Source organism: Nocardioides sp. GCM10027114 (assembly GCF_042659625.1).
GTDB lineage: Bacteria > Actinomycetota > Actinomycetes > Propionibacteriales > Nocardioidaceae > Nocardioides.
Genome location: NZ_JBHSSS010000009.1, coordinates 179,899 through 198,241 on the forward strand (window position 1 = coordinate 179,899; position 18,343 = coordinate 198,241).

At 71.8% G+C, this 18,343-nt stretch carries 22 protein-coding genes; 10 read left to right on the top strand and 12 right to left on the bottom strand.

All coding sequences use genetic code 11. The features are described from left to right. The first annotated feature begins 105 nt into the window (after nucleotides 1-105). Nucleotides 106-417: a GIY-YIG nuclease family protein gene (locus ACFP2E_RS05730; protein WP_378521641.1), complete on the top strand. Its 312-nt coding sequence runs from the start codon at nucleotides 106-108 to the stop codon at nucleotides 415-417. Between the two features lie 199 nt (nucleotides 418-616). On the opposite strand, the gene ACFP2E_RS05735 is transcribed toward ACFP2E_RS05730, so the two are convergent. The 3 genes from ACFP2E_RS05735 to galE (ACFP2E_RS05745) are packed head-to-tail and all read right to left on the bottom strand — an operon-like array spanning nucleotide 617 to nucleotide 3,150. Then, the gene (locus ACFP2E_RS05735; protein ID WP_378521642.1) at nucleotides 617-1,849 is read right to left on the bottom strand and encodes an MFS transporter; all 1,233 of its coding nucleotides are present in this window, start codon (nucleotides 1,847-1,849) and stop codon (nucleotides 617-619) included. Nucleotides 1,850-1,858: 9 nt separating this feature from the next. Next, on the bottom strand, nucleotides 1,859-2,143 hold the full coding sequence (locus ACFP2E_RS05740; RefSeq protein ID WP_378521643.1) for a hypothetical protein: 285 nt from the start codon (nucleotides 2,141-2,143) through the stop codon (nucleotides 1,859-1,861). Nucleotides 2,144-2,145: 2 nt separating this feature from the next. Further along, complete coding sequence (galE, locus tag ACFP2E_RS05745; protein ID WP_378521644.1) at nucleotides 2,146-3,150, bottom strand: UDP-glucose 4-epimerase GalE; 1,005 nt, start codon at nucleotides 3,148-3,150, stop codon at nucleotides 2,146-2,148. Between the two features lie 90 nt (nucleotides 3,151-3,240). On the opposite strand from galE (ACFP2E_RS05745), the gene galE (ACFP2E_RS05750) reads away from it, so the two are divergent. Further along, a complete protein-coding gene (gene galE, locus ACFP2E_RS05750; protein ID WP_378521645.1) occupies nucleotides 3,241-4,218 on the top strand; it encodes a UDP-glucose 4-epimerase GalE in 978 nt (325 codons plus the stop codon). On the opposite strand, the gene ACFP2E_RS05755 is transcribed toward galE (ACFP2E_RS05750), so the two are convergent. The 3 genes from ACFP2E_RS05755 to ACFP2E_RS05765 are packed head-to-tail and all read right to left on the bottom strand — an operon-like array spanning nucleotide 4,206 to nucleotide 5,666. Then, nucleotides 4,206-4,808: a TIGR03086 family metal-binding protein gene (locus tag ACFP2E_RS05755; protein WP_378521646.1), complete on the bottom strand. Its 603-nt coding sequence runs from the start codon at nucleotides 4,806-4,808 to the stop codon at nucleotides 4,206-4,208. The genes galE (ACFP2E_RS05750) and ACFP2E_RS05755 overlap by 13 nt on opposite strands. Continuing rightward, on the bottom strand, nucleotides 4,798-5,292 hold the full coding sequence (locus tag ACFP2E_RS05760) for an SRPBCC family protein (protein ID WP_378521647.1): 495 nt from the start codon (nucleotides 5,290-5,292) through the stop codon (nucleotides 4,798-4,800). Before ACFP2E_RS05760 ends, ACFP2E_RS05755 begins: the two co-directional genes overlap by 11 nt. Beyond that, entirely contained in the window at nucleotides 5,289-5,666 is a 378-nt protein-coding gene (locus ACFP2E_RS05765) for an ArsR/SmtB family transcription factor (RefSeq protein ID WP_378521648.1), read from the bottom strand. Before ACFP2E_RS05765 ends, ACFP2E_RS05760 begins: the two co-directional genes overlap by 4 nt. 152 nt (nucleotides 5,667-5,818) lie before the next feature. Between ACFP2E_RS05765 and ACFP2E_RS05770 the strand changes: the two genes are divergently transcribed. The 5 genes from ACFP2E_RS05770 (at nucleotide 5,819) to ACFP2E_RS05790 (ending at nucleotide 9,019) form a co-directional block, all read left to right on the top strand. Continuing rightward, a complete protein-coding gene (locus ACFP2E_RS05770) occupies nucleotides 5,819-5,941 on the top strand; it encodes a hypothetical protein (protein WP_378521649.1) in 123 nt (40 codons plus the stop codon). Nucleotides 5,942-6,099: 158 nt separating this feature from the next. Continuing rightward, nucleotides 6,100-6,540, top strand: a complete 441-nt coding sequence (locus ACFP2E_RS05775) for a hypothetical protein (protein ID WP_378521650.1) — start codon at nucleotides 6,100-6,102, stop codon at nucleotides 6,538-6,540. A gap of 36 nt (nucleotides 6,541-6,576) precedes the next feature. After that, a complete protein-coding gene (locus ACFP2E_RS05780) occupies nucleotides 6,577-7,569 on the top strand; it encodes a GDP-mannose 4,6-dehydratase (protein ID WP_378521651.1) in 993 nt (330 codons plus the stop codon). After that, complete coding sequence (locus ACFP2E_RS05785; RefSeq protein ID WP_378521652.1) at nucleotides 7,566-8,510, top strand: GDP-mannose 4,6-dehydratase; 945 nt, start codon at nucleotides 7,566-7,568, stop codon at nucleotides 8,508-8,510. The genes ACFP2E_RS05780 and ACFP2E_RS05785 overlap by 4 nt, the downstream gene beginning before the upstream one ends. 95 nt (nucleotides 8,511-8,605) lie before the next feature. Further along, nucleotides 8,606-9,019: a hypothetical protein gene (locus ACFP2E_RS05790; RefSeq protein WP_378521653.1), complete on the top strand. Its 414-nt coding sequence runs from the start codon at nucleotides 8,606-8,608 to the stop codon at nucleotides 9,017-9,019. Here the strand turns inward: ACFP2E_RS05790 and rfbA are convergent. Next, on the bottom strand, nucleotides 9,016-9,882 hold the full coding sequence (rfbA, locus tag ACFP2E_RS05795) for a glucose-1-phosphate thymidylyltransferase RfbA (RefSeq protein ID WP_378521654.1): 867 nt from the start codon (nucleotides 9,880-9,882) through the stop codon (nucleotides 9,016-9,018). The genes ACFP2E_RS05790 and rfbA overlap by 4 nt on opposite strands. A gap of 55 nt (nucleotides 9,883-9,937) precedes the next feature. Here rfbA and rfbB point away from each other — a divergent pair, with 55 nt between their 5' ends. Beyond that, a complete protein-coding gene (rfbB, locus tag ACFP2E_RS05800; RefSeq protein ID WP_378521655.1) occupies nucleotides 9,938-10,936 on the top strand; it encodes a dTDP-glucose 4,6-dehydratase in 999 nt (332 codons plus the stop codon). Between the two features lie 10 nt (nucleotides 10,937-10,946). On the opposite strand, the gene ACFP2E_RS05805 is transcribed toward rfbB, so the two are convergent. After that, on the bottom strand, nucleotides 10,947-12,779 hold the full coding sequence (locus ACFP2E_RS05805; RefSeq protein ID WP_378521656.1) for a polysaccharide biosynthesis protein: 1,833 nt from the start codon (nucleotides 12,777-12,779) through the stop codon (nucleotides 10,947-10,949). A gap of 254 nt (nucleotides 12,780-13,033) precedes the next feature. Here ACFP2E_RS05805 and ACFP2E_RS05810 point away from each other — a divergent pair, with 254 nt between their 5' ends. Further along, on the top strand, nucleotides 13,034-14,473 hold the full coding sequence (locus tag ACFP2E_RS05810; RefSeq protein ID WP_378521657.1) for a polysaccharide biosynthesis tyrosine autokinase: 1,440 nt from the start codon (nucleotides 13,034-13,036) through the stop codon (nucleotides 14,471-14,473). Here ACFP2E_RS05810 and ACFP2E_RS05815 read toward each other — a convergent pair. From ACFP2E_RS05815 to ACFP2E_RS05825, 3 genes are all read right to left on the bottom strand, one after another. Continuing rightward, nucleotides 14,406-14,696, bottom strand: coding sequence for a DUF2516 family protein (locus tag ACFP2E_RS05815; RefSeq protein ID WP_378521658.1), 291 nt, complete (start codon nucleotides 14,694-14,696; stop codon nucleotides 14,406-14,408). The genes ACFP2E_RS05810 and ACFP2E_RS05815 overlap by 68 nt on opposite strands. Before the next feature lie 292 nt (nucleotides 14,697-14,988). Then, a complete protein-coding gene (locus tag ACFP2E_RS05820; RefSeq protein ID WP_378521659.1) occupies nucleotides 14,989-15,669 on the bottom strand; it encodes a hypothetical protein in 681 nt (226 codons plus the stop codon). A gap of 2 nt (nucleotides 15,670-15,671) precedes the next feature. Beyond that, nucleotides 15,672-16,115, bottom strand: coding sequence for a helix-turn-helix domain-containing protein (locus ACFP2E_RS05825; RefSeq protein WP_378521660.1), 444 nt, complete (start codon nucleotides 16,113-16,115; stop codon nucleotides 15,672-15,674). Nucleotides 16,116-16,330: 215 nt separating this feature from the next. Here ACFP2E_RS05825 and ACFP2E_RS05830 point away from each other — a divergent pair, with 215 nt between their 5' ends. Then, nucleotides 16,331-16,918, top strand: a complete 588-nt coding sequence (locus tag ACFP2E_RS05830) for a hypothetical protein (RefSeq protein WP_378521661.1) — start codon at nucleotides 16,331-16,333, stop codon at nucleotides 16,916-16,918. 22 nt (nucleotides 16,919-16,940) lie between these two features. Here the strand turns inward: ACFP2E_RS05830 and ACFP2E_RS05835 are convergent, their stop codons facing one another. After that, a complete protein-coding gene (locus ACFP2E_RS05835; RefSeq protein ID WP_378521662.1) occupies nucleotides 16,941-18,224 on the bottom strand; it encodes a DUF222 domain-containing protein in 1,284 nt (427 codons plus the stop codon). Nucleotides 18,225-18,343: the final 119 nt, after the last annotated feature.

Consider the following 18,343-nt stretch of genomic DNA (forward strand, 5'->3'; position numbering starts at 1 on the left):
GCCTCGAAACCCCAGTGGCGTCCGCAGGGCGGCGACCACGGCACCCCATCCTCAGGTCTCGCTGTCACCGGAGCGAACGGACAGCTCTCCGGCGCACCGTGCCCCATGGCCTGGACCTACATCCTCTGGTGCGCGGATGGCTCGATGTACGTCGGCAGCACCACGGACCTGCAAAGACGGATCGACCAGCACAACCGCGGCCAGGGCGCGAAGTACACCCGGCCACGCCGCCGACGGCCCGTGCACCTGGCCTGGGCCGGGCAGTTCGCTCGGATCGAGGACGCCTTCGCCTTTGAGAAGCAGGTGCAGGGCTGGAGCCGGGCCAAGCGGCTCGCGCTCATCGAGGGGCGGTTGGAGGACCTGCCGGAGCTGGCGAGCCGTCCGAGGCGGGTGGTCGCCGACCAGTCCTCTGCCTGAGGCCCTGCCTGCACTCAGGGGTTTCGAGGCTCGGCCGTGAACGGCCTCGCACCTCAACCACCGGTGCCACACACCCGACCTAGGCGCTGCCTCCCCTTGCGGGGTTTCGAGGCTCGGCCGTGAACGGCCTCGCACCTCAACCACCGGTGCCACTCACCCACCGGAGCCACTCGACCACCGATGCCGCGTCGGCACTGCGTCAGGCGGAGACCACCTCGAGCGGGCCCGGGGCGCGCTGGAGCCGGCGGACCGCGCCCGAGGCGAGGGTGAGCAGGGCGATGGCGGTGTAGGCGATGCCGGCGACCACCATGACCTCTCGGATGCCGAACGCCTCGCCGAGCTGGCTGAAGCCGAGCTGGCCCACGGGGATGGCGACGTAGGAGCCGAGCATGTCGTAGGAGTAGGCGCGGGAGAGCATCCGCTCCACGATGTTCTCCTGCATGGCGAGGTTCCAGCCGAGGGTGAAGAGCTCCAGCCCTGCGCCCGCGAGGAACGCGGCCAGCAGGAGCGCCACGAGGACGGGGGCTGCCCCGAGCAGGACCAGCACCGGGCCGAGGAGGGCCACGCCGAGCATCCCGACGAGCAGCGGACGCCGCACCTGCCGGCGCAGCATGACCAGGGTCATGGCGAGCAGGCCGAGCGACTCGGCCGAGAGCACGAGCCCCCAGCCCTGCTCCCCGATCGTGTCCTTGGCCAGCACCGGCCCGAGCGTGAACCAGGCACCCATGTGGATGGCGTTGAGCAGGCTGAACGCGACCACGACGACCCACAGCCAGGTGGTGCCGACGAAGAGCGACCAGCCCTCCCGCAGCTCGGTCAGGGTCGAGGTCTTCTCGGCGGCGGCCGCGCGGGCCGGGATGCGGACCCGCACCAGCAGCAGCGCGGTCACGAGGTAGGTGAGGGCGTCGATGAGCAGCGCCCACCCGGCGCCGACGGTGACCACGAGCAGGCCGCCGGCGGCGGGGCCGCCGACCCGGAGCACTCCGCGCATCATCGACTGCAGCACGTTGGCGCGCAGGAGCATCTCCCGCGGCACGAGCTGCGGCATCAGGCTGGCCAGCGCCGGGTAGGTCAGCGCGAGCGTCGTGCCGTTCAGCGCCTGCAGCGCCACGAGCATCCACAGCTCCGCGGTCCCGGCGACGACGAGGAGCGCGGCCGCGCCCTGGGTCAGCGCCAGGACGAGGTTGCCCACCCGGAGCAGCGGCACCCGCGGGAGCCGGTCGGCGATCACCCCGCCGAACAGCAGGAAGACCACCATCGGGACCGAGTGGGAGGCCAGCACCAGCCCCAGCGCCGCGGCCGAGTCCGAGACCTCGAGCACCGCGAACGCGAGAGCCACCGGCGCCATCGTGGAGCCGGCGGTGTTGACCGCCTGGGCGGTGAAGAACCATCTGAAGTTGGGGAGCCCCCAGGGCCCGGCCTCGCGCGTCACGCAGAGAGGCTAGAACCCGCCCTGGTCCAGACGGCATCGCAGGGCCACCGTGAGTGCCAGCGGGGCAGTCAGCCAGCCGCCGGGGCTGTCGGTGCTGCACGCCGGACCCACGGCCGGTCGGGCGAGCGCCGGGCGCCCGGCCGCGCGGGTGACCGGCCGCTCCCGGTCGGGCGCGGCGAGGTCGAGCGGCTCGGTCAGCGACACCACCGCGGGGCGGTGGCCGATCGAGTCGACGGCGTAGAAGGTCGTGGCAGCCAGCAGCAGCACCACGAGCAGGACGAATCCCCGGCGCATCATCACTCGTAGCCCAGGATCTCCCGGCGCTTCTCGCCCCACGCGAGCGCGGAGGCGATGGCCTCGTCGAGGGTGTGCTGGGCGCGCCAGCCGAGCAGCTCGGTGCACTTGTCGACATTGGCGAAGGCGCCGACCGCGTCGCCCGGGCGCGGCGGCGCCTCGCGCAGCGGCACCGGCGAGCCGAAGACCCGCTCGAAGGAAGCGACCAGCTCGCGGACGGTCACGCCGGAGCCGGTGCCGACGTTGAGGACCGTGCTCGGGGCCTCGACCGACGACAGCACGTCGTCGAACCGCTCGACCGCCCGGACGTGCGCCTGCGCCAGGTCCCAGACGTGGACGTAGTCGCGGATGCCGGTGCCGTCGCGGGTCGGGTGGTCGACGCCGGTGAGGGTGAAGGCGTCCTTGAGGCCGCGCGCGGCCATGACCAGCTGGCCCAGGACGTGCGAGGGCTCCTTGGCGTAGACGCCGCTCTCGAGGTCCGGGTCGGAGCCGACCGGGTTGAAGTAGCGCAGGATGATGGCCCGCAGGTCCGTGGCCCGGGCCATGTCCTCGAGGACCTGCTCCATCATCCGCTTGGTCCGCGCGTACGGCGACGGCGGGTCGAGCGGGTCCTCCTCGCGGACCTCGAAGTCCGGCTTCGTGGCGTACAGCGACGCCGAGGAGGAGAAGAGCACCCGCGGCTTGCCGAGCGCGGCGAGCTCGTCGAAGAGCTCGAGCGACTTGGCGACGTTGTCGCGGTAGTACTCGTAGGGCAGCTCCACCGACTCGGGCACCACGATCCGGGCGGCCATGTGGATGGTGGCGTCGAGGTCGGGGTGCTCGTCGACGATCCGGCGCAGCAGCGCCCGGTCAGCGATGTCGCCCTGGTAGAAGGCGCGGTCGCGGACGAACGCGAGCGGGCCGGTGAGCAGCGAGTCGAGGACGACCGGGGTGTGCCCGGCCTGCTCGAGCGCCTTCGCGGTGACCGAGCCGATGTACCCGGCGCCGCCGGTGACGAGGATCTTCACGGTCGGCCACCCTATGCTGGCTCGCCGGAGTCGGAGCAACCCGAAACGCCCCGGCGACGTACGCGAACCAGCGAGGCGAGGAGCAGGCAGATGACGTGGCTGGTCACCGGCGGTGCCGGGTACATCGGGGCTCACGTGGTGCGGGCGCTGCAGGGCGCCGGCATGAAGCCGGTCGTGATCGACGACCTGTCCAGCGGCTTCGCGAAGTTCGTGCCGGAGGGCGTGCCGTTCGTGCAGGCCAGCCTCCTCGACCGGGAGGCACTCGAGGAGGCGATGGTCACCCACCACGTCACCGGCGTCATCCACATCGCGGGCTTCAAGTACGCCGGCGTCTCGGTCGAGCGGCCGCTGCACACCTACACCCAGAACGTCACCGCCACGGTCACGCTGCTCGAGGCGATGCTGGCGACCGGCGCGGACAAGATCGTCTTCTCCTCGAGCGCCGCCACCTACGGCACGCCCGACGTCGACCTGGTCACCGAGGAGACCGCGACCCGGCCGGAGTCGCCGTACGGCGAGTCGAAGCTGATCGGTGAGTGGCTGCTGGCCGACGCGGAGCGGGCGCACGGGTTCGCGCACACCAGCCTGCGCTACTTCAACGTGGTCGGGTCGGGGTCGGACGACCTGTACGACACCAGCCCGCACAACCTCTTCCCGCTGGTGTTCAACGCGCTGCACAAGGGACGGACGCCGCACATCAACGGCGACGACTACCCGACGCCGGACGGCACCTGCGTGCGCGACTACATCCACGTCGCCGACCTGGCCGACTCCCACGTCGCCGCGGCGCGCAGGCTGCAGACCGGCGAGCGGCTCGAGCCGGTCTACAACCTCGGCAGCGGCGACGGCAGCTCGGTGCGGGAGATCATGGACACCATCGCCGAGGTGACGGGCATCGACTTCACCCCCGAGATCAAGCCACGGCGCCCCGGCGACCCGGCCCGGATCGTCGCCTCCGGCGAGCTCGCGGCCCGCGACCTGGGCTGGCAGATGCGCCACGACCTGCGCGACATGGTGCGCAGCGCCTGGTCGGCCCGGCAGGCTGCCGGCGACGACTACCCGGGCTGACGACCGGGGGCGACCCACCCGGGGTCGCGCCCGATGAACCCGATCAGCCGGGTCTGCGGGTCGGCGTCCTCGGGGACCGGCACCGCCGGCCCGTACTGTCCCGACGACCGGAGCAGCTCATCGAGCGGCTCCATCCCGGCGAGCATCTCGGCGCACCGGTCGGGGTCCAGGGCAGCCTCCTGGCCGGTGGCGCGGGCGAGGTCCCAGGTGTGCAGGAAGACGTCGCCCGTGTAGAAGCGTGACACCGCATCGGGCAGCGGCACGTCGCCGACGTGCGGGTCGGAGAGCACCCGCCCGGCCGTCGCAGGGTCGTCGAGCAGCGCCTGCACCCCGTCGCTGTGCACGACCCAGGCGCCGACCGGGTCCGCGTCGACCGACGGCCCGGCCGGCAGCGTCACCCCGGCGCCGTGCTGCAGGAACGCCGGGAACCACTCGACCAGGTGGCGTACGACGTCCCGCGCCGTCCAGCCCTCGACCGGGGCCGGGGCGTCCCAGGCGCCGGTCTCGGCGCCGCGGACCAGCGCGGTGAAGCCGCCCGCGACGATGCGGTGCTCCTCGGCGGGCGGCAGCCCGGTCGGCTCAGACGGCATCGGCGGCCAGCAGCTCGTCGAGCTTCTGGTAGCCCTCCACCACACCGTGCTCCATGCCCGAGGCGATCATCGCGTCACGGTCCTCGACGGACTCGCCGACGGAGACGGCCCGCAGCCGGCTGCGGCCGCCGGGCAGCGCCTCCAGCGTCATGATCTCCAGCGCCACCCCGTCGGGTGCGCCGGTCCAGCAGAAGGTCTGCACGATCCGCTCGTTCTCGCGGACCTCGTGGAAGGAGCCGTAGAACTCCGGCAGCTCCTCCCCCTCGTGGCGCGACACGTACCGCCAGGAGCCGCCGGTCCGGCAGTCCCACTCGACGATCCGGGTGTCGATGCTGCGCGGACCGATCCACCGCACGAACAGCTCGGGGTCGGTGTGCGCGCGGAAGAGCCGGTCGACCGGCGCGTCGAACTCGCGGGTGATCTCGATCAGCGGCAGCCCCTCGGGCGCGCTGATCGTGGTCTCGTGGTGGGTGGTGGCGCTCATGATGCTGCTCCCTTGCTCTTGCCCTCGGTCCGGGCCCCGGCGGTCGAGCCCGTCGGGACCTCCATCTCCGCCAGCACCGTGTCGAGGCGCTGGTAGCGCTCCTCGGCCCGCTGCCGGTACCGCTCGATCCACTTCGTCATCAGGTCGAACACCTCCGCCTCGAGGTGCACCGGCCGGCGCTGCGCGTCGCGGCTGCGACTCACCAGCCCCGCCTCCTCGAGCACCTTGAGGTGCTTGGAGACCGCCTGCACCGACACGTCGTACGGCGCCGCGAGCTCGCCGACGGACGCGTCGCCGTCGGCGAGCCGGGCGACCATGTCGCGTCGCGTGGGGTCGGCCAGGGCCGCGAACACCCGGGACAGCTGGTCCGTCACGACTCCTCCTTCGTCAACCTGATGGTTGAAGACGCTACGCCCACGCCCGACCGTTCGTCAACCATGCGGTTGAGAAACCGTCGGTCCCCAAATTGGGGTAAGCCACCCGCAACCTGCCCACCCGCGATCGAGCCCCGTTCGATGCTCTTTCCGTGAGCGAGACGCAGTGGCAAGCACTCCCGATCACGGTCGCGGAGTGGATGGGGATGGACGACATGGCGCGCGTCCACCCTGATCTCGCTGACCTTCCGGAGATCGACGCGCGCGCGTCTTGAGGCACAGCCGTCGGGGCGACGGCTGACCTAGGAGAGCGGGACGCGCGCGCGTCGCCCGGACCCTCTGAGCGCAGGGCCACGGCGGTCGAGCTCGTCGAGACCAGGTCTAGGCTCCCCTCGGCGCCGACGGTCGGCGCCACGACATCTCGGGGGACCACGTGACCACTCGTTCCACGCGCCACTTCGCACTCGCCACGGCCGGCACGCTCGTCGCCGGCCTGCTCGCCGTGACGCCGTCCGCGGCCACCGCCCAGGAGGCCACTGACGCCCACTGGCGGACCGTCACCGCATTCAAGAAGGCGAAGACGCAGCTGTGCCTCGACCCGGAGGCAGGGGGCTGGTCCCAGGTGATCTTCCGCCACCAGGCCCGCAACGCCGAGCGGACCACTCGCACCCTCGTGTCGGTGCGGGGGCCCCGCAAGCTGATCCTGGTCGGCACCACGGACTGGGTCCGTCCCGGTGAGACCACCACGCCGGACGGCGGCACCGAGCTCACCGGCCGGCAGGTCAAGCGGTACCGCGCGCACGCCGAGATCGAGCTCCGCAACGGCAAGACCAGGCGCGAGGGCATCCGGGTCAAGCGCCTTCCGGACTGCTGAGGCGGCCCCGATGAGGGCGGCTGGCAGAATCCGCGCATGCCCTCCGCCCTCATCACCGGCATCACCGGCCAGGACGGGCTGTACCTGGCCGAGCTGCTGCTGGCCAAGGGGTACGACGTCCACGGCGTGATCCGCGGCCAGAACAACCCCAAGCGGGAGCTGGTCCGCAACCTGCTGCCCGACGTCACGCTGCACAACGGCGACCTCACCGACATGTCCAGCCTGGTCCGGGCGCTGCGCGACTCCGCGCCCGACGAGGTCTACAACCTCGGCGCGGTCTCGTTCGTGGCCTACTCGTGGGAGAACGCCCACCTCACCACCGACGTGACCGCCAAGGGCGTGCTCAACCTGCTCGAGGCGATCCGGCTCCACTGCGCCTACGAGGGGGGCGACGACCCGGGCAGGGTCCGCTTCTACCAGGCGTCGAGCTCGGAGATGTTCGGCAAGGTGCAGCAGACGCCGCAGACCGAGCGCACCCTGCTGTGGCCGCGCTCGCCTTACGGCGTGGCGAAGGCGTTCGGCCACCACATGACGATCAACTACCGCGAGTCCTACGGCATGCACGCCAGCTCGGGGATCCTCTTCAACCACGAGTCGCCGCGGCGGGGCGAGGAGTTCGTGACCCGCAAGGTCAGCAAGGCGGTGGCGCGGATCCACCTCGGGCTGCAGGACGAGCTGGTGCTCGGCAACCTCGACGCCGAGCGCGACTGGGGCTTCGCCGGCGACTACGTCGAGGCGATGTGGCTGATGCTGCAGCAGCCGGTCGGTGACGAGTACGTCATCGCCACCGGCGAGACCCACTCGATCCGGGAGCTGGTCGACGTCGCGTTCCGCCACGTGGGCATCGACGACTGGACGCCGTACGTCAAGCAGGACAAGCGGTTCATGCGGCCAGCCGAGGTCGACCGGCTGGTCGGCGACGCGACCAGGGCGCGCACCGTGCTCGGCTGGCAGCCGAAGGTCGGGTTCGAGGACCTGGTGCGGATGATGGTGGACGCCGACGTCGAGGCGCAGAGGGCCGGCTGGTGACCCGGGCGTTCGTCACCGGCATCGGCGGCCAGGACGGCGGCTACCTCGCCGAGCGGCTGCTCGCCGACGGCGTCGAGGTCCACGCGCTGGCACACGACCGTGAGCCCGCGCCGGACGTCCCCGACGGGGTGGTGCTCCACACCGGCGACCTGACCCGCCACGACGAGGTGCGGGCGCTGCTGCTCGACCTCGCGCCGGGCGAGGTCTACAACCTCGCCGCGGTCTCCTCGGTGGCGCAGTCGTGGGCCGAGCCCGACCTGGTCGCCAGCGTCAACGGCGCCGCGGCAGCGGCGCTGCTGGAGTCGGCGCTGCAGGTGCAGGAGAAGCACGGCACCGACGTCCGGTTCGTGCAGGCCTCCAGCGCGGAGATCTTCGGGGAGCCGGCGACCTCGCCGCAGGCCGAGGACAACCCCATCCGGCCGGTCAACCCGTACGGCGCCGCGAAGGCCTACGCCCACCTCATGGTCGACGTCTACCGGCGCCGCGGCCTGCACGCGGTCTGCGCGATCCTCTACAACCACGAGTCGCCGCGGCGGCCGGAGCGGTTCGTGACCCGCAAGGTCACCCGCGGCGTCGCCGCCATCGCGCAGGGGCGAGCCGACCACCTCGTGCTGGGCAACCTCGACGCCCGCCGCGACTGGGGCTGGGCGCCCGACTACGTCGACGCGATGGTGCGGGCCGCCCGCGCCGACTCCCCCGCCGACTACGTGGTCGCGACCGGGATCGCCCACTCGGTGCGCGACTTCGTCGACGCGGCCTTCGCCGCCGCCGGCGTCACCGACTGGGAGCCGCTGGTCCGCACCGACCCGTCCCTGGTCCGCCCGGCCGACCCGACCGAGCTGGTCGGCGACGCCACCCGCGCCCGCACCTTCCTCGGCTGGGCTCCCACGGTCGGCTTCGAGGAGATCGTCCGCCGCATGGTCGCCCACGACCTCGCCTGAGTCACCGACCGCAACCACACGCCGGTCGAGCCCGTCGAGACCCCCGGAGCCGGTAGCGTGCCCAGCCAGCGACACGGGAGCGAAGGGGGAACCACATGATCGAGCCCGACACCACCGAGGCCGGCCGGCGCGCCGCCGAGGGCGCCGACAAGACCCTGTCCGCCGCCTTCTGGGTCGGCCTGGGCGTCGCTGTCGTCGGCGGGGCCATCTACGGCGTCAACCGGCCGCGCGTCGACTACGACGTCGACCCGCTCCTGTTCGAGCCGACGGTCACCGGCGATGCGGGCGGCGCGACGTTCGGGCTCTTCGTGGTCGGAGCCGGCTGCCTCATCATGTTCATCGCCCTGGTCGGCTGGGGCGTCAAGCTCGGCATCCTCGCGGCCCACCACTCGCTGACTGCGCCCCCGCTGGCGCAGAAGCCGCGTCCGCCGGCACCGCCGAGCCGGCTGTCGCAGCACCCGCGCATGGTGCAGCGCACGGAGGAGCAGCCGCCGACCGATCCGTCCTAGGGCGTCTCGAGCAGGCCCCGCAGGTACTCGCCGTACCCGCTCTTCATCAGCCCGTCGGCCAGCTCGAGCAGCCGCGCGTCGTCGATGAAGCCGCGCCGCCACGCGACCTCCTCGGGGCAGCCGATCTTGGTGCCCTGCCGCGCCTCGACGGCCCGGACGAAGTCGGAGGCGTCGTTGAGGGCGTCGAAGGTGCCGGTGTCGAGCCAGGCGGCGCCCCGCGGCAGCTTCTCGACGAGCAGCCTGCCCTCGTCGAGGTAGAGCCGGTTGAGGTCGGTGATCTCGAGCTCGCCGCGCTCCGACGGCTTCAGCGACGCCGCCCGGGACACCACGGTGTTGTCGTAGAAGTAGAGCCCCGGCACGGCGTAGTGCGACCGCGGCTGCTCGGGCTTCTCCTCGAGCGAGATCGCCTTCCCCGTCTCGTCGAACTCGACGACGCCGTACGCCTTCGGGTTGCCGACCCGGTAGCCGAAGACCAGCGCCCCGTCGACGTCGGTGAACCGCGCCAGCGACAGGCCGACCCCGGCTCCGTAGAACAGGTTGTCGCCGAGGACGAGCGCCACCGAGTCGTCGCCGATGTGCTCCTCGCCGATCAGGAACGCCTGGGCGAGCCCGTCGGGCGAGGGCTGCTCGGCGTAGCTGATGGAGACGCCCCACTGCGAGCCGTCACGGAGCAGCCACTGGAACTGCTGGGCCTCGTGGGGGGTGGTGATGACGAGGATGTCGCGGATCCCGGCCAGCATCAGGGTGGTGAGCGGGTAGTAGACCATCGGCTTGTCGTAGACCGGCATCAGCTGCTTGCTGACCCCGAGCGTGATCGGGTGGAGCCGGGTGCCGGTGCCGCCGGCCAGGATGATTCCCCGCATGGGCCAGACACTAGGGCACCCGGCCGTGGCGGAGCAGGGCTCCTAGACTCCCCTCGTGAGGCGCATCCTGGTCACCGGCGGCGCGGGCTTCATCGGCGCCAACTTCGTCCACCACCTCGTCGAGCACACCGACGTGACGGTCACGGTCCTCGACAAGATGACGTACGCCGCCAGCCCGGCCGCGCTCGAGGCGCTGCCCGCCGACCGGGTCACCGCCGTCGTCGGCGACGTCGCCGACGCCCAGGCGGTCGACCCGCTGGTCGCGGAGCACGACGCCGTCGTGCACTTCGCCGCGGAGTCGCACAACGACAACTCCCTGGACGACCCGACGCCGTTCGTCACCACCAACCTGGTCGGCACGTTCACGCTGCTGGAGGCGGTCCGCCGCCACGGCGTCCGGCTCCACCACGTCTCCACCGACGAGGTCTACGGCGACCTGGCGCTCGACGACCCGGCCCGGTTCACCGAGGAGAGCCCCTACCGGCCGAGCAGCCCCTACTCGGCGAGCAAGGCAGGCTCCGACCACCTGGTGCGCGCCTGGGTCCGCTCGTTCGGGGTCGAGGCGACGATCTCGAACTGCTCCAACAACTACGGGCCGTGGCAGCACGTCGAGAAGTTCATCCCCCGCCAGATCACCAACGTCCTCGACGGGATCCGGCCCAGGGTCTACGGCACCGGCCAGAACGTCCGCGACTGGATCCATGTGGACGACCACTCGGCCGCCGTGTGGCGGATCCTCACCGACGGGAAGCCGGGCGAGACCTACCTGATCGGCGCCGACGGCGAGCTCGACAACCTGACCGTGGTGCGGATGATCCTCGAGGAGCTCGGCCGGCCGGCCGACGACTACGACCTCGTCACCGACCGTGCCGGCCACGACCTGCGCTACGCGATCGACCCGACCAGGCTGCGCACCGAGCTGGGCTGGGAGCCGCGGTACGCCGACTTCCGCGCCGGCCTGGCCGCCACCATCGGCTGGTACCGCGACCACGAGGAGTGGTGGCGGCCGGCCAAGGCGGCGACCGAGGCGGCGTATGCCGCGAAGGGGCAGTAGCGCCCGCTCGCTAGTTGCTCCAGGAGTCCGCGAAGTCGTCCGCGTCGGCGAGGCAGAGCTCGGCCATCGCGCGCTTGGCCTCCGTCGGGTCGCCCCCGAGCGGGAGCGCCTCGATCTCGGCCATGGTCACCGCGGCCACCGGCACGTGGGACACCAGCGGGTGGCGCGGCCGGACGTCCTGCGGCTCGTGGTCGGCGAAGAGCTCCTCGTGGAGCTTTTCGCCGTCGCGGAGCCCGGTGTACTCGATCCGGACGGTCGTGCCGGCCTGCTCCATGAGCTGGTGGGCGACGTCGGCGATCCGGACCGGCTCGCCCATGTCGAGCACGAGGGCCTCCCCGTCGGAGCCGATGGCGGCCGCCTGGATGACGAGCTGGCAGGCCTCCTCGATCGTCATGAAGTAGCGGGTGACGTCGGGGTGCGTGACCGTGAGCGGGCCGCCGGCGGCGATCTGCTTGGCGAACGCCGTGAGCACCGAGCCGCGGGAGCCGAGCACGTTGCCGAACCGCACCGAGAGGTAGGTGCCGTCGGAGGTGGCGGCCCGGGCCGCGGTCAGCCGCTCGGCGACGCGCTTGGAGTAGCCGAGCACGCTGCACGGGTTGGCGGCCTTGTCGGTGGAGATGTTGACGAAGTGGGTGACGCCGACCGCCTCGGCGGCGTCGAGCACGATGCGGGTGCCGTGGACGTTGGTCTTGACCGCCTCGTGGGGGTACTGCTCCAGCATCGGCAGGTGCTTGAGGGCGGCCGCGTGGAAGACCACCTCGGGCCGCCGGTCGTGGAAGATCCGGTGGACGGCGAGCTCGTCGCGGATGTCGCAGAGGATCACGTCGCCGCCGTCGAGCAGGGCCCGGCCGTGCAGCGACAGCTGGACGGCGTGCAGCGCCGACTCGTCGCGGTCGAGCATCATCAGCTCGGCCGGGGCGAACCGGTGGATCTGGCGGCACAGCTCGGAGCCGATGGAGCCGCCGGCGCCGGTGACCAGCACCCGCTTGCCGGTGAGGTAGCCGGCGATGGACTCGATGTCGGTGTCGAGCTGGTTGCGGCCCAGCACGTCGGTGAGGTTGATGTCGCGCAGGTCGCGGATGCCGACGTGGTGGTCGAGCAGCTGGGCCGTCGAGGGCAGCACCTTGACCGCGACGCCGGCCTCGTCGGCGGCCTTGCGGAGGCGCGCGACGACGTCGGCGTCGGCACTCGGGATGGCGATCACGACGGTGTCGACGCCGGTCGCCTCGACCGCCGTGGCCAGCTGGCGGGTGGTGCCGAGGACCGGGATGCCGCGGATCCGGCGGTAGCGCTTGGCCGGGTCGTCGTCGAGGAAGCCCACGGGGCGCCAGGCCCGCTGCGGGTCCCGCAGCATGGAGCCGACCAGCTCGCGGCCGGCCTCGCCGGCGCCGAGCAGCAGGACGCGGGTGGCGTCCTCGTTGTGGGCCTGCTGCTCCGAGCCACGCTCCTTGAGGAGACGCCACACGGCCCGACCGGCGGCGGCCGTCACCAGGGCGCCGACGGTGGCACTGGGTGGAATGCTGCGGGGGATCCACTGGTAGGCGAGGTTGAGCACCGTCACCGCGCCACCGGCGCTCACGGCCACCGCGCCGAGCATCAGCATCTCCTCGAGGCTGGCCGTGATCGACCGCCCCTGGTGGAGCCGGTACGCCGCGCCGACCACCAGGAACAGCCCGACGGTCACCGCAGCGACGGCGAGGACTGCCGACCACGGCACCTCACCCACCACGAGGTCCATCCGGAGCCACGCGAAGAGCGCGAAGGCGCCGAACCATGCCGCCGAGTCGTAGGCCACCACGACTGCCACCCGTCGGCGCCGAAGCGCCGCCACCACGTCACGCACTGAGCGTTCCCCCGTTCCCCGGATTCTGATTTGTTGCAAGCCATTCCCCGAGCGCACAGTTTGCCGGGACCTACGTCCCCACGCAGACGTTCTCACGAAGTGTGGCGCACGTCCTAGTTTGGATCTCGCGGGAGGCTGTGCTGGGTGCCTGCCCGGGGCCGCGCGGCGACCGGGAACGATGTGACGGGCCGGGGTTAGAGTGATCCCCGCCTGCCCCGCCGACGCGCTCGGCTGCAACTGGATCGGATGCCCTCGTGGAGCTGAAGGACTACTGGATTGCGATCCGCCGACGGTGGACCGCAGTCCTCCTGGTCATGTTTCTCGCTGTCGCCAGCGCCGCCTTCCTGACCTGGCAGGCGACGCCGCAGTACGCCTCGTCGGTGCGGCTGTTCGTCTCGACGAGCGAGAGCGACACCTCCTCGGCCTACCAGGGCAGCCTGTTCGCCAGCCAGCGCGTCGCGTCGTACGCCGAGCTGGTCAGCGAGAACCGCCAGCTCGCGGCGGAGGTGAGCGCCGACCTGGGCGGCGAGCTCGACCCGGACGTGCTGATGGACCAGATCAAGGCCCAGGTGGTCCCGGAGACCGTCATCCTCGAGCTCACCGCCACGCACCCCGACCCGGTGGTGGCCCGCGACATCGCGCAGGCCTACGCCGAGGGGCTGCGGCTGATGATCGCCGAGCTGGAGACGCCGGACGGCAAGAACAACGCCCTCATCAAGGCCTCGATCCCGGAGTCCGCCCGGATCAACCCGACTCCGGTCGCGCCGCAACCGGTGCGCAACCTCGGGCTGGCGACGGTGCTGGGCCTGCTGCTCGGCATCGGCCTCGCGGTGGCACGCGAGCTGCTCGACACCTCGATCACGACGTCGGAGGACATCGGCGAGGTCTCCGACGCGCCCGTCCTCGGCAACATCAAGGCCGACTCCCAGCTGGTGGCCCAGCCGCCCGCGACCGCCCTGAAGGGGGCGACGCCGTGGGCCGAGGCGTTCCGGGTGCTGCGCACCAACATGCAGTACGTCGAGGTCGACCAGGACCAGAAGGTCTTCGTCGTGACGAGCTCGCTGCCCGCGGAGGGCAAGTCGACGACCTCGGTCAACCTCGCGGTCACGATGGCCCAGGCGGGTCACAGCGTGGTGCTGATCGAGGCGGACCTGCGCAGGCCCCAGATCGCCAAGCGCCTCGAGCTCGACGACAGCGTCGGCACCACCAACGTGCTCATCGGCCGGGTGCCGCTCGCCGACGCCCTCCAGGAGTACGACGCCACCGGCCTCAACGTGCTCGCCTCGGGCCCGATCCCGCCCAACCCGTCGGAGCTGCTGCAGTCGACGGCGATGGAGAAGCTGCTGGCGGAGCTGCGCGACCAGTTCGACGTGGTCATCATCGACGCGCCGCCGCTGCTGCCGGTGACGGACGCGGCGCTGCTGGCCGCCCGCTCCGACGGCGCCCTGGTCGTGGTGCGCCACGGCAGGACCACCCGCGACCAGCTCGGCCACGCGATCGAGCGCCTCGACGCCGTCGACGCCAAGACCATCGGCGTCGTGGTCAACATGACGCCCGCGCGCAAGTCCAGCAGCCCGTACGGCTACGGCTACGGCTACGGCTACGGCTACGCGAGCCTCGAGGAGGTCAGCGCCTCGTCAGGGAAGCGAGGGCAGGACGGACGTCGGCGAGGTACACGAACGCGGCGATCGTGAACGCCAGGTTGATCAGGTTGATCGGCGAGCCCCCCAGGACCACGTGGGCGGCGAGCCCCAGGCCGAGGATCGCCCCCCAGGCCGGCTTGGTGAGCTTGCCGGCCGCCTCGTAGGACTCGCCCGAGTAGAGCATCGCGCTCACGAACGCGAAGACCTTCACCGCCAGCAGGGCGAGGAAGACGAGCAGGATCACGGTCCCCTGGATCTCGAACACGTTCGGCACGCCCTCCAGCCTACCGACCCGTCGGTGGTTGAGGTGCGAGCGCAGCGAGCCTCGGAACCCCCGCACCGTCGCAGGGCAGCGACCACACGCCGGTCGAGCCCGTCGAGAACCCGGCACCGGTGGTTGAGGTGCGAGCGGAGCGAGCCTCGAAACCGCCGCACCCGGCACCGGTGGTTGAGGTGCGAGGCGCCTCAGCGCCGAGCCTCGAAACCCCCGCACCGACGCAGGGCACAAACGACAAGGCCCCCGGGAGGCGAACCTCCCGGGGGCCTTCAGCCGTGTGCGACGAAGATCAGTCGCCGACCTTCGCGGCGGCGTCGGTGGCCGCGTCGGCCGCGTTGGCCGCGGTCTCCTTGGCAGCGGTGGCGGTCGCCTTGGCGCTGCTCTCGGCGGGAGCCGAGGTCTTCTTGGCGGTCGAGGCCGTCTTCTTGGCCGCCGACTTGGTGGTCGAGGACGCCTTCTTGGCGGTCGACTTCGTGGCCTTCTTGGCCTGCGTGGTGGTGGTCTTCGCCTTGGCGGAGGTGGTCTTGGCCGAGGAGGCGGTCTTCTTGGTCGACTCCTGCTTGCGGACCCGCGCGACGAGGGTCTCGCCGCGCTTGACGAGCTCACCGTAGGTCTCGCCGGCGGTGGCGACGTTCTCGTTGACGAGCGCCTGGACCTTGGCCGGGTAGGTCTGGACCTCGGCCTGGAGCTCGGCGACGCGCGCCTCGATGGCGGCGCGGCGGGCCTTGGCGTCGGCGGCCAGCGCCTCGACGCGGGCGTTGACGACGGTCACGGCCTGGTCGCGCAGCGCCTTCGGCTCGAACTCGAAGTCGTCGACGCGCTTCTGGACGTCCTGCTGGACGCCGGCGAGCTTCTTCTGGACGTCCGCGACGTACTCGCGGGCGGCCTCGACGACCAGGTCGGTCACGCCGACACCGGCGTAGAGGGGGCGGGTCGCCTCGGTCTTGATGTCGAACTTGGCCTTGGCCATGTTCACTCCTTCTCGTTGGTCGGCCCGTCCTGCGGGGCCTCGTTGGTTGCCTCGGGTGACGCGGTCCGCTCCTCGTCCCGCCCGGAAGCCGCTGCGTTCAGGGCGAGGAAGGAGGAGTAGACGTCCAGCAGTGACTGCTTCTGACGCTCGGTGAGACCGGTGTCGCCGAGGATGGCCAGCTCGACCGATCCCCCGACGCCGTCCTCCGGGCTGACGATCCCGGCACGGATGTAGAGCTGCTCCGCGGAGATGCGCAGCGCCTTGGCGATCTGCTGCAGCACGTCGGCCGAGGGCTTGCGCAGACCGCGCTCGATCTGGCTGAGGTAGGGGTTGGACACGCCGGCCTGCTCGGCGAGCTGTCGGAGCGAGAGCCGCTTGGCGACCCGCTGCTCCTTCAGGAACTCCCCGAGAGACCCGACGGTCTTCCCTACCTTGCCCTTGGCCATGCCCCCATCGTGCTAACTGCAGTTAGCAAATGCAAACAGGAGGGGGGTGAACAAGCACACACCGGACGAGAATCCCCAACCCCGTTTGAAGATTCTCGATCAGGCGCGGTGCTAGCAGCGCACCCGCCGCAGGACCGCAACCAACGCCGGTCGAGCCCGTCGAGACCCCTCGTCCCGCGTACTATGCGCTCGCCCCCACACGATCGTGAGCCCCCATGAACCTCCCCAAGGCGCGCCGCAGTGCGGCGTCCGCCCTGCTCGCTGCCGCCCTGCTCGGCGGCTGCAGCAACGCTGATACCGCGAGCGGCGACGAGCCGGCCTCCCCGACCGACCGGTCGGCCGCGTTCGACCCGCTCCAGTACGAGTCGCCCGCGTGGCCCGAGGTCCCGGACGGCAAGCCGACCGAGCGGGAGATGGACGAGGTCATCCAGTTCGCGGCCGATGCCTGCACGTTCGGGCTGCGCACCGGCTTCCAGCGCACGCTGCGCAGCGTGGGCTGCGACTGCAGCTGGAACGACGACGTGTGGGACCTGGCCGAGGACGGGCTGCACGCGGAGACGGACCCGGTGCGCGTGGAGGTGCTGCGGCGCAGCGTGGTCTACCGCGCCAACGCGGGCTGGCACCAGTACCGCGCACTCATCGAGGTGACCCGACCGGCTCTCACGGTCGCCGACGCCTCGGGCGAGGTGGTGCGCCGCGAGCCGGAGGACGTCTACCAGGTCGAGGTCGTGCTCAGCGCGCACGTCGACCTCGAACGGTGGGACGTCACGCAGTGGCAGGAGAGCCGCCAGGCATCGGCCTGATTGGAACGACGGTTGCGGTCGCCTATCTGCGTGGTCGCAACCGCCAGCCGACCCCGGTCCGGGTCAGCCGGAACCTGTCGTCGTGGGCCCGGCGGTGGTGGTGGCCGCAGAGCGGCAGCGCGTTGTCGAGGTCCGTCGATCCGCCACCGGACCACGCGTCGGGATGATGGATCTCCGTCCACGCGAACGGGCGTTCGCAGCCGTCGATGGCGCAGGTGTCGTGGAGCAGCGCGAGCGCCTTGCGCTGTGCGGAGCTGAAGAGCCGCTTGGTGCGGCCGAGGTCGAGGGGCTGGGACGCCCCGTCGAGGACGGCCGGGATGATGCCGGCATTGCAGGCCAGCCGCCGGGCCTCGCCGGCGGTGATCTCGGCGCCGGTGTCGAGGCCGGCCACCCCGAGGCCCTCCCGCAGCTCGTCCAGGCTGACCTTGACGACGAGCGCGACGCCGTTGGCGGCGTGGCCGTCGGTCGGGAGGTGCTCGATGAGCTCGAGCAGGGCCTGCCCGCGGACCTCGAAGATGTTCGGCGGGTCGATGGCCGACTCGTCGACCTCGGTCCGCCCGTCCGGGCCGCGAAAGAGCCGCCGCGGGGCGGTGAGCCGGTCGATCGCGTCCCGGAGCATCCGGCCGTGGAGCTCGGGGATCGTGAACTTCCCCGAGAAGGTGCCGTCGCCGTTGTCGTGGAGCCCCATGTAGGTCTCCCGCTGCGCGTGGCGCTCGCGTCGCCCGAGCAGGATCTGCGCGTGCGCCTGGGCCAGCTCGGCGTCGACGCACTCGAACATCCGCCGGGCGGCCTGACGGAGGCGGGTGGGGTTCATGGGGCGGCCGCTCCGGTTGGCGTCGCCGGTCGCACGGGCCACCAGCCAGGCCTCGGCGTCGGCCACCTGCCGCGGCGTCGCCTCGGGCGGCGACTGCTCGGCCGCGTGGACGATGATCTTCACGTGCCGCAGGCTGATCCGGCCGGCCGCGAAGGCCTCCCGCGTCTCGTGGTACTTCTCGCGGAGCAGCCCGGCCGTGCGCAGCCCGCCCGCCATGAGCTCGCGCGTGCTGCCGGTGAGCTTGCCGGCCCACGCGTCGGTGCCGGTGTCGCCCGTGCGGGCGGCGACGTCACGTCGCTGGGCCTCGGCGAGGAGCTCGTGACGCCACGAGGAGACCCGCGCTTCGAGCTGGGCGAGCTGCCGGGTCGCGTCGGCGAGACCGTCGTCGTCGAGCCCCGCTGCCGGCATCACCTGCCCCGCACCCACCGCCTCCAGCGCCGCGTCGACCGCACCGAGCAGGTCGGGAGCGGGAAGCTGGTGAACGGCTGTCATGTCGCAGGACTTCGGTGACAGTTCTGCATCAGGACATCGGTGACACTTCCGTACGCCTTGGTGGTGACACTTCGGCCGCGAGGCTGCGGCGGTGGCAGCCAGTGAACCCATCGATCCCC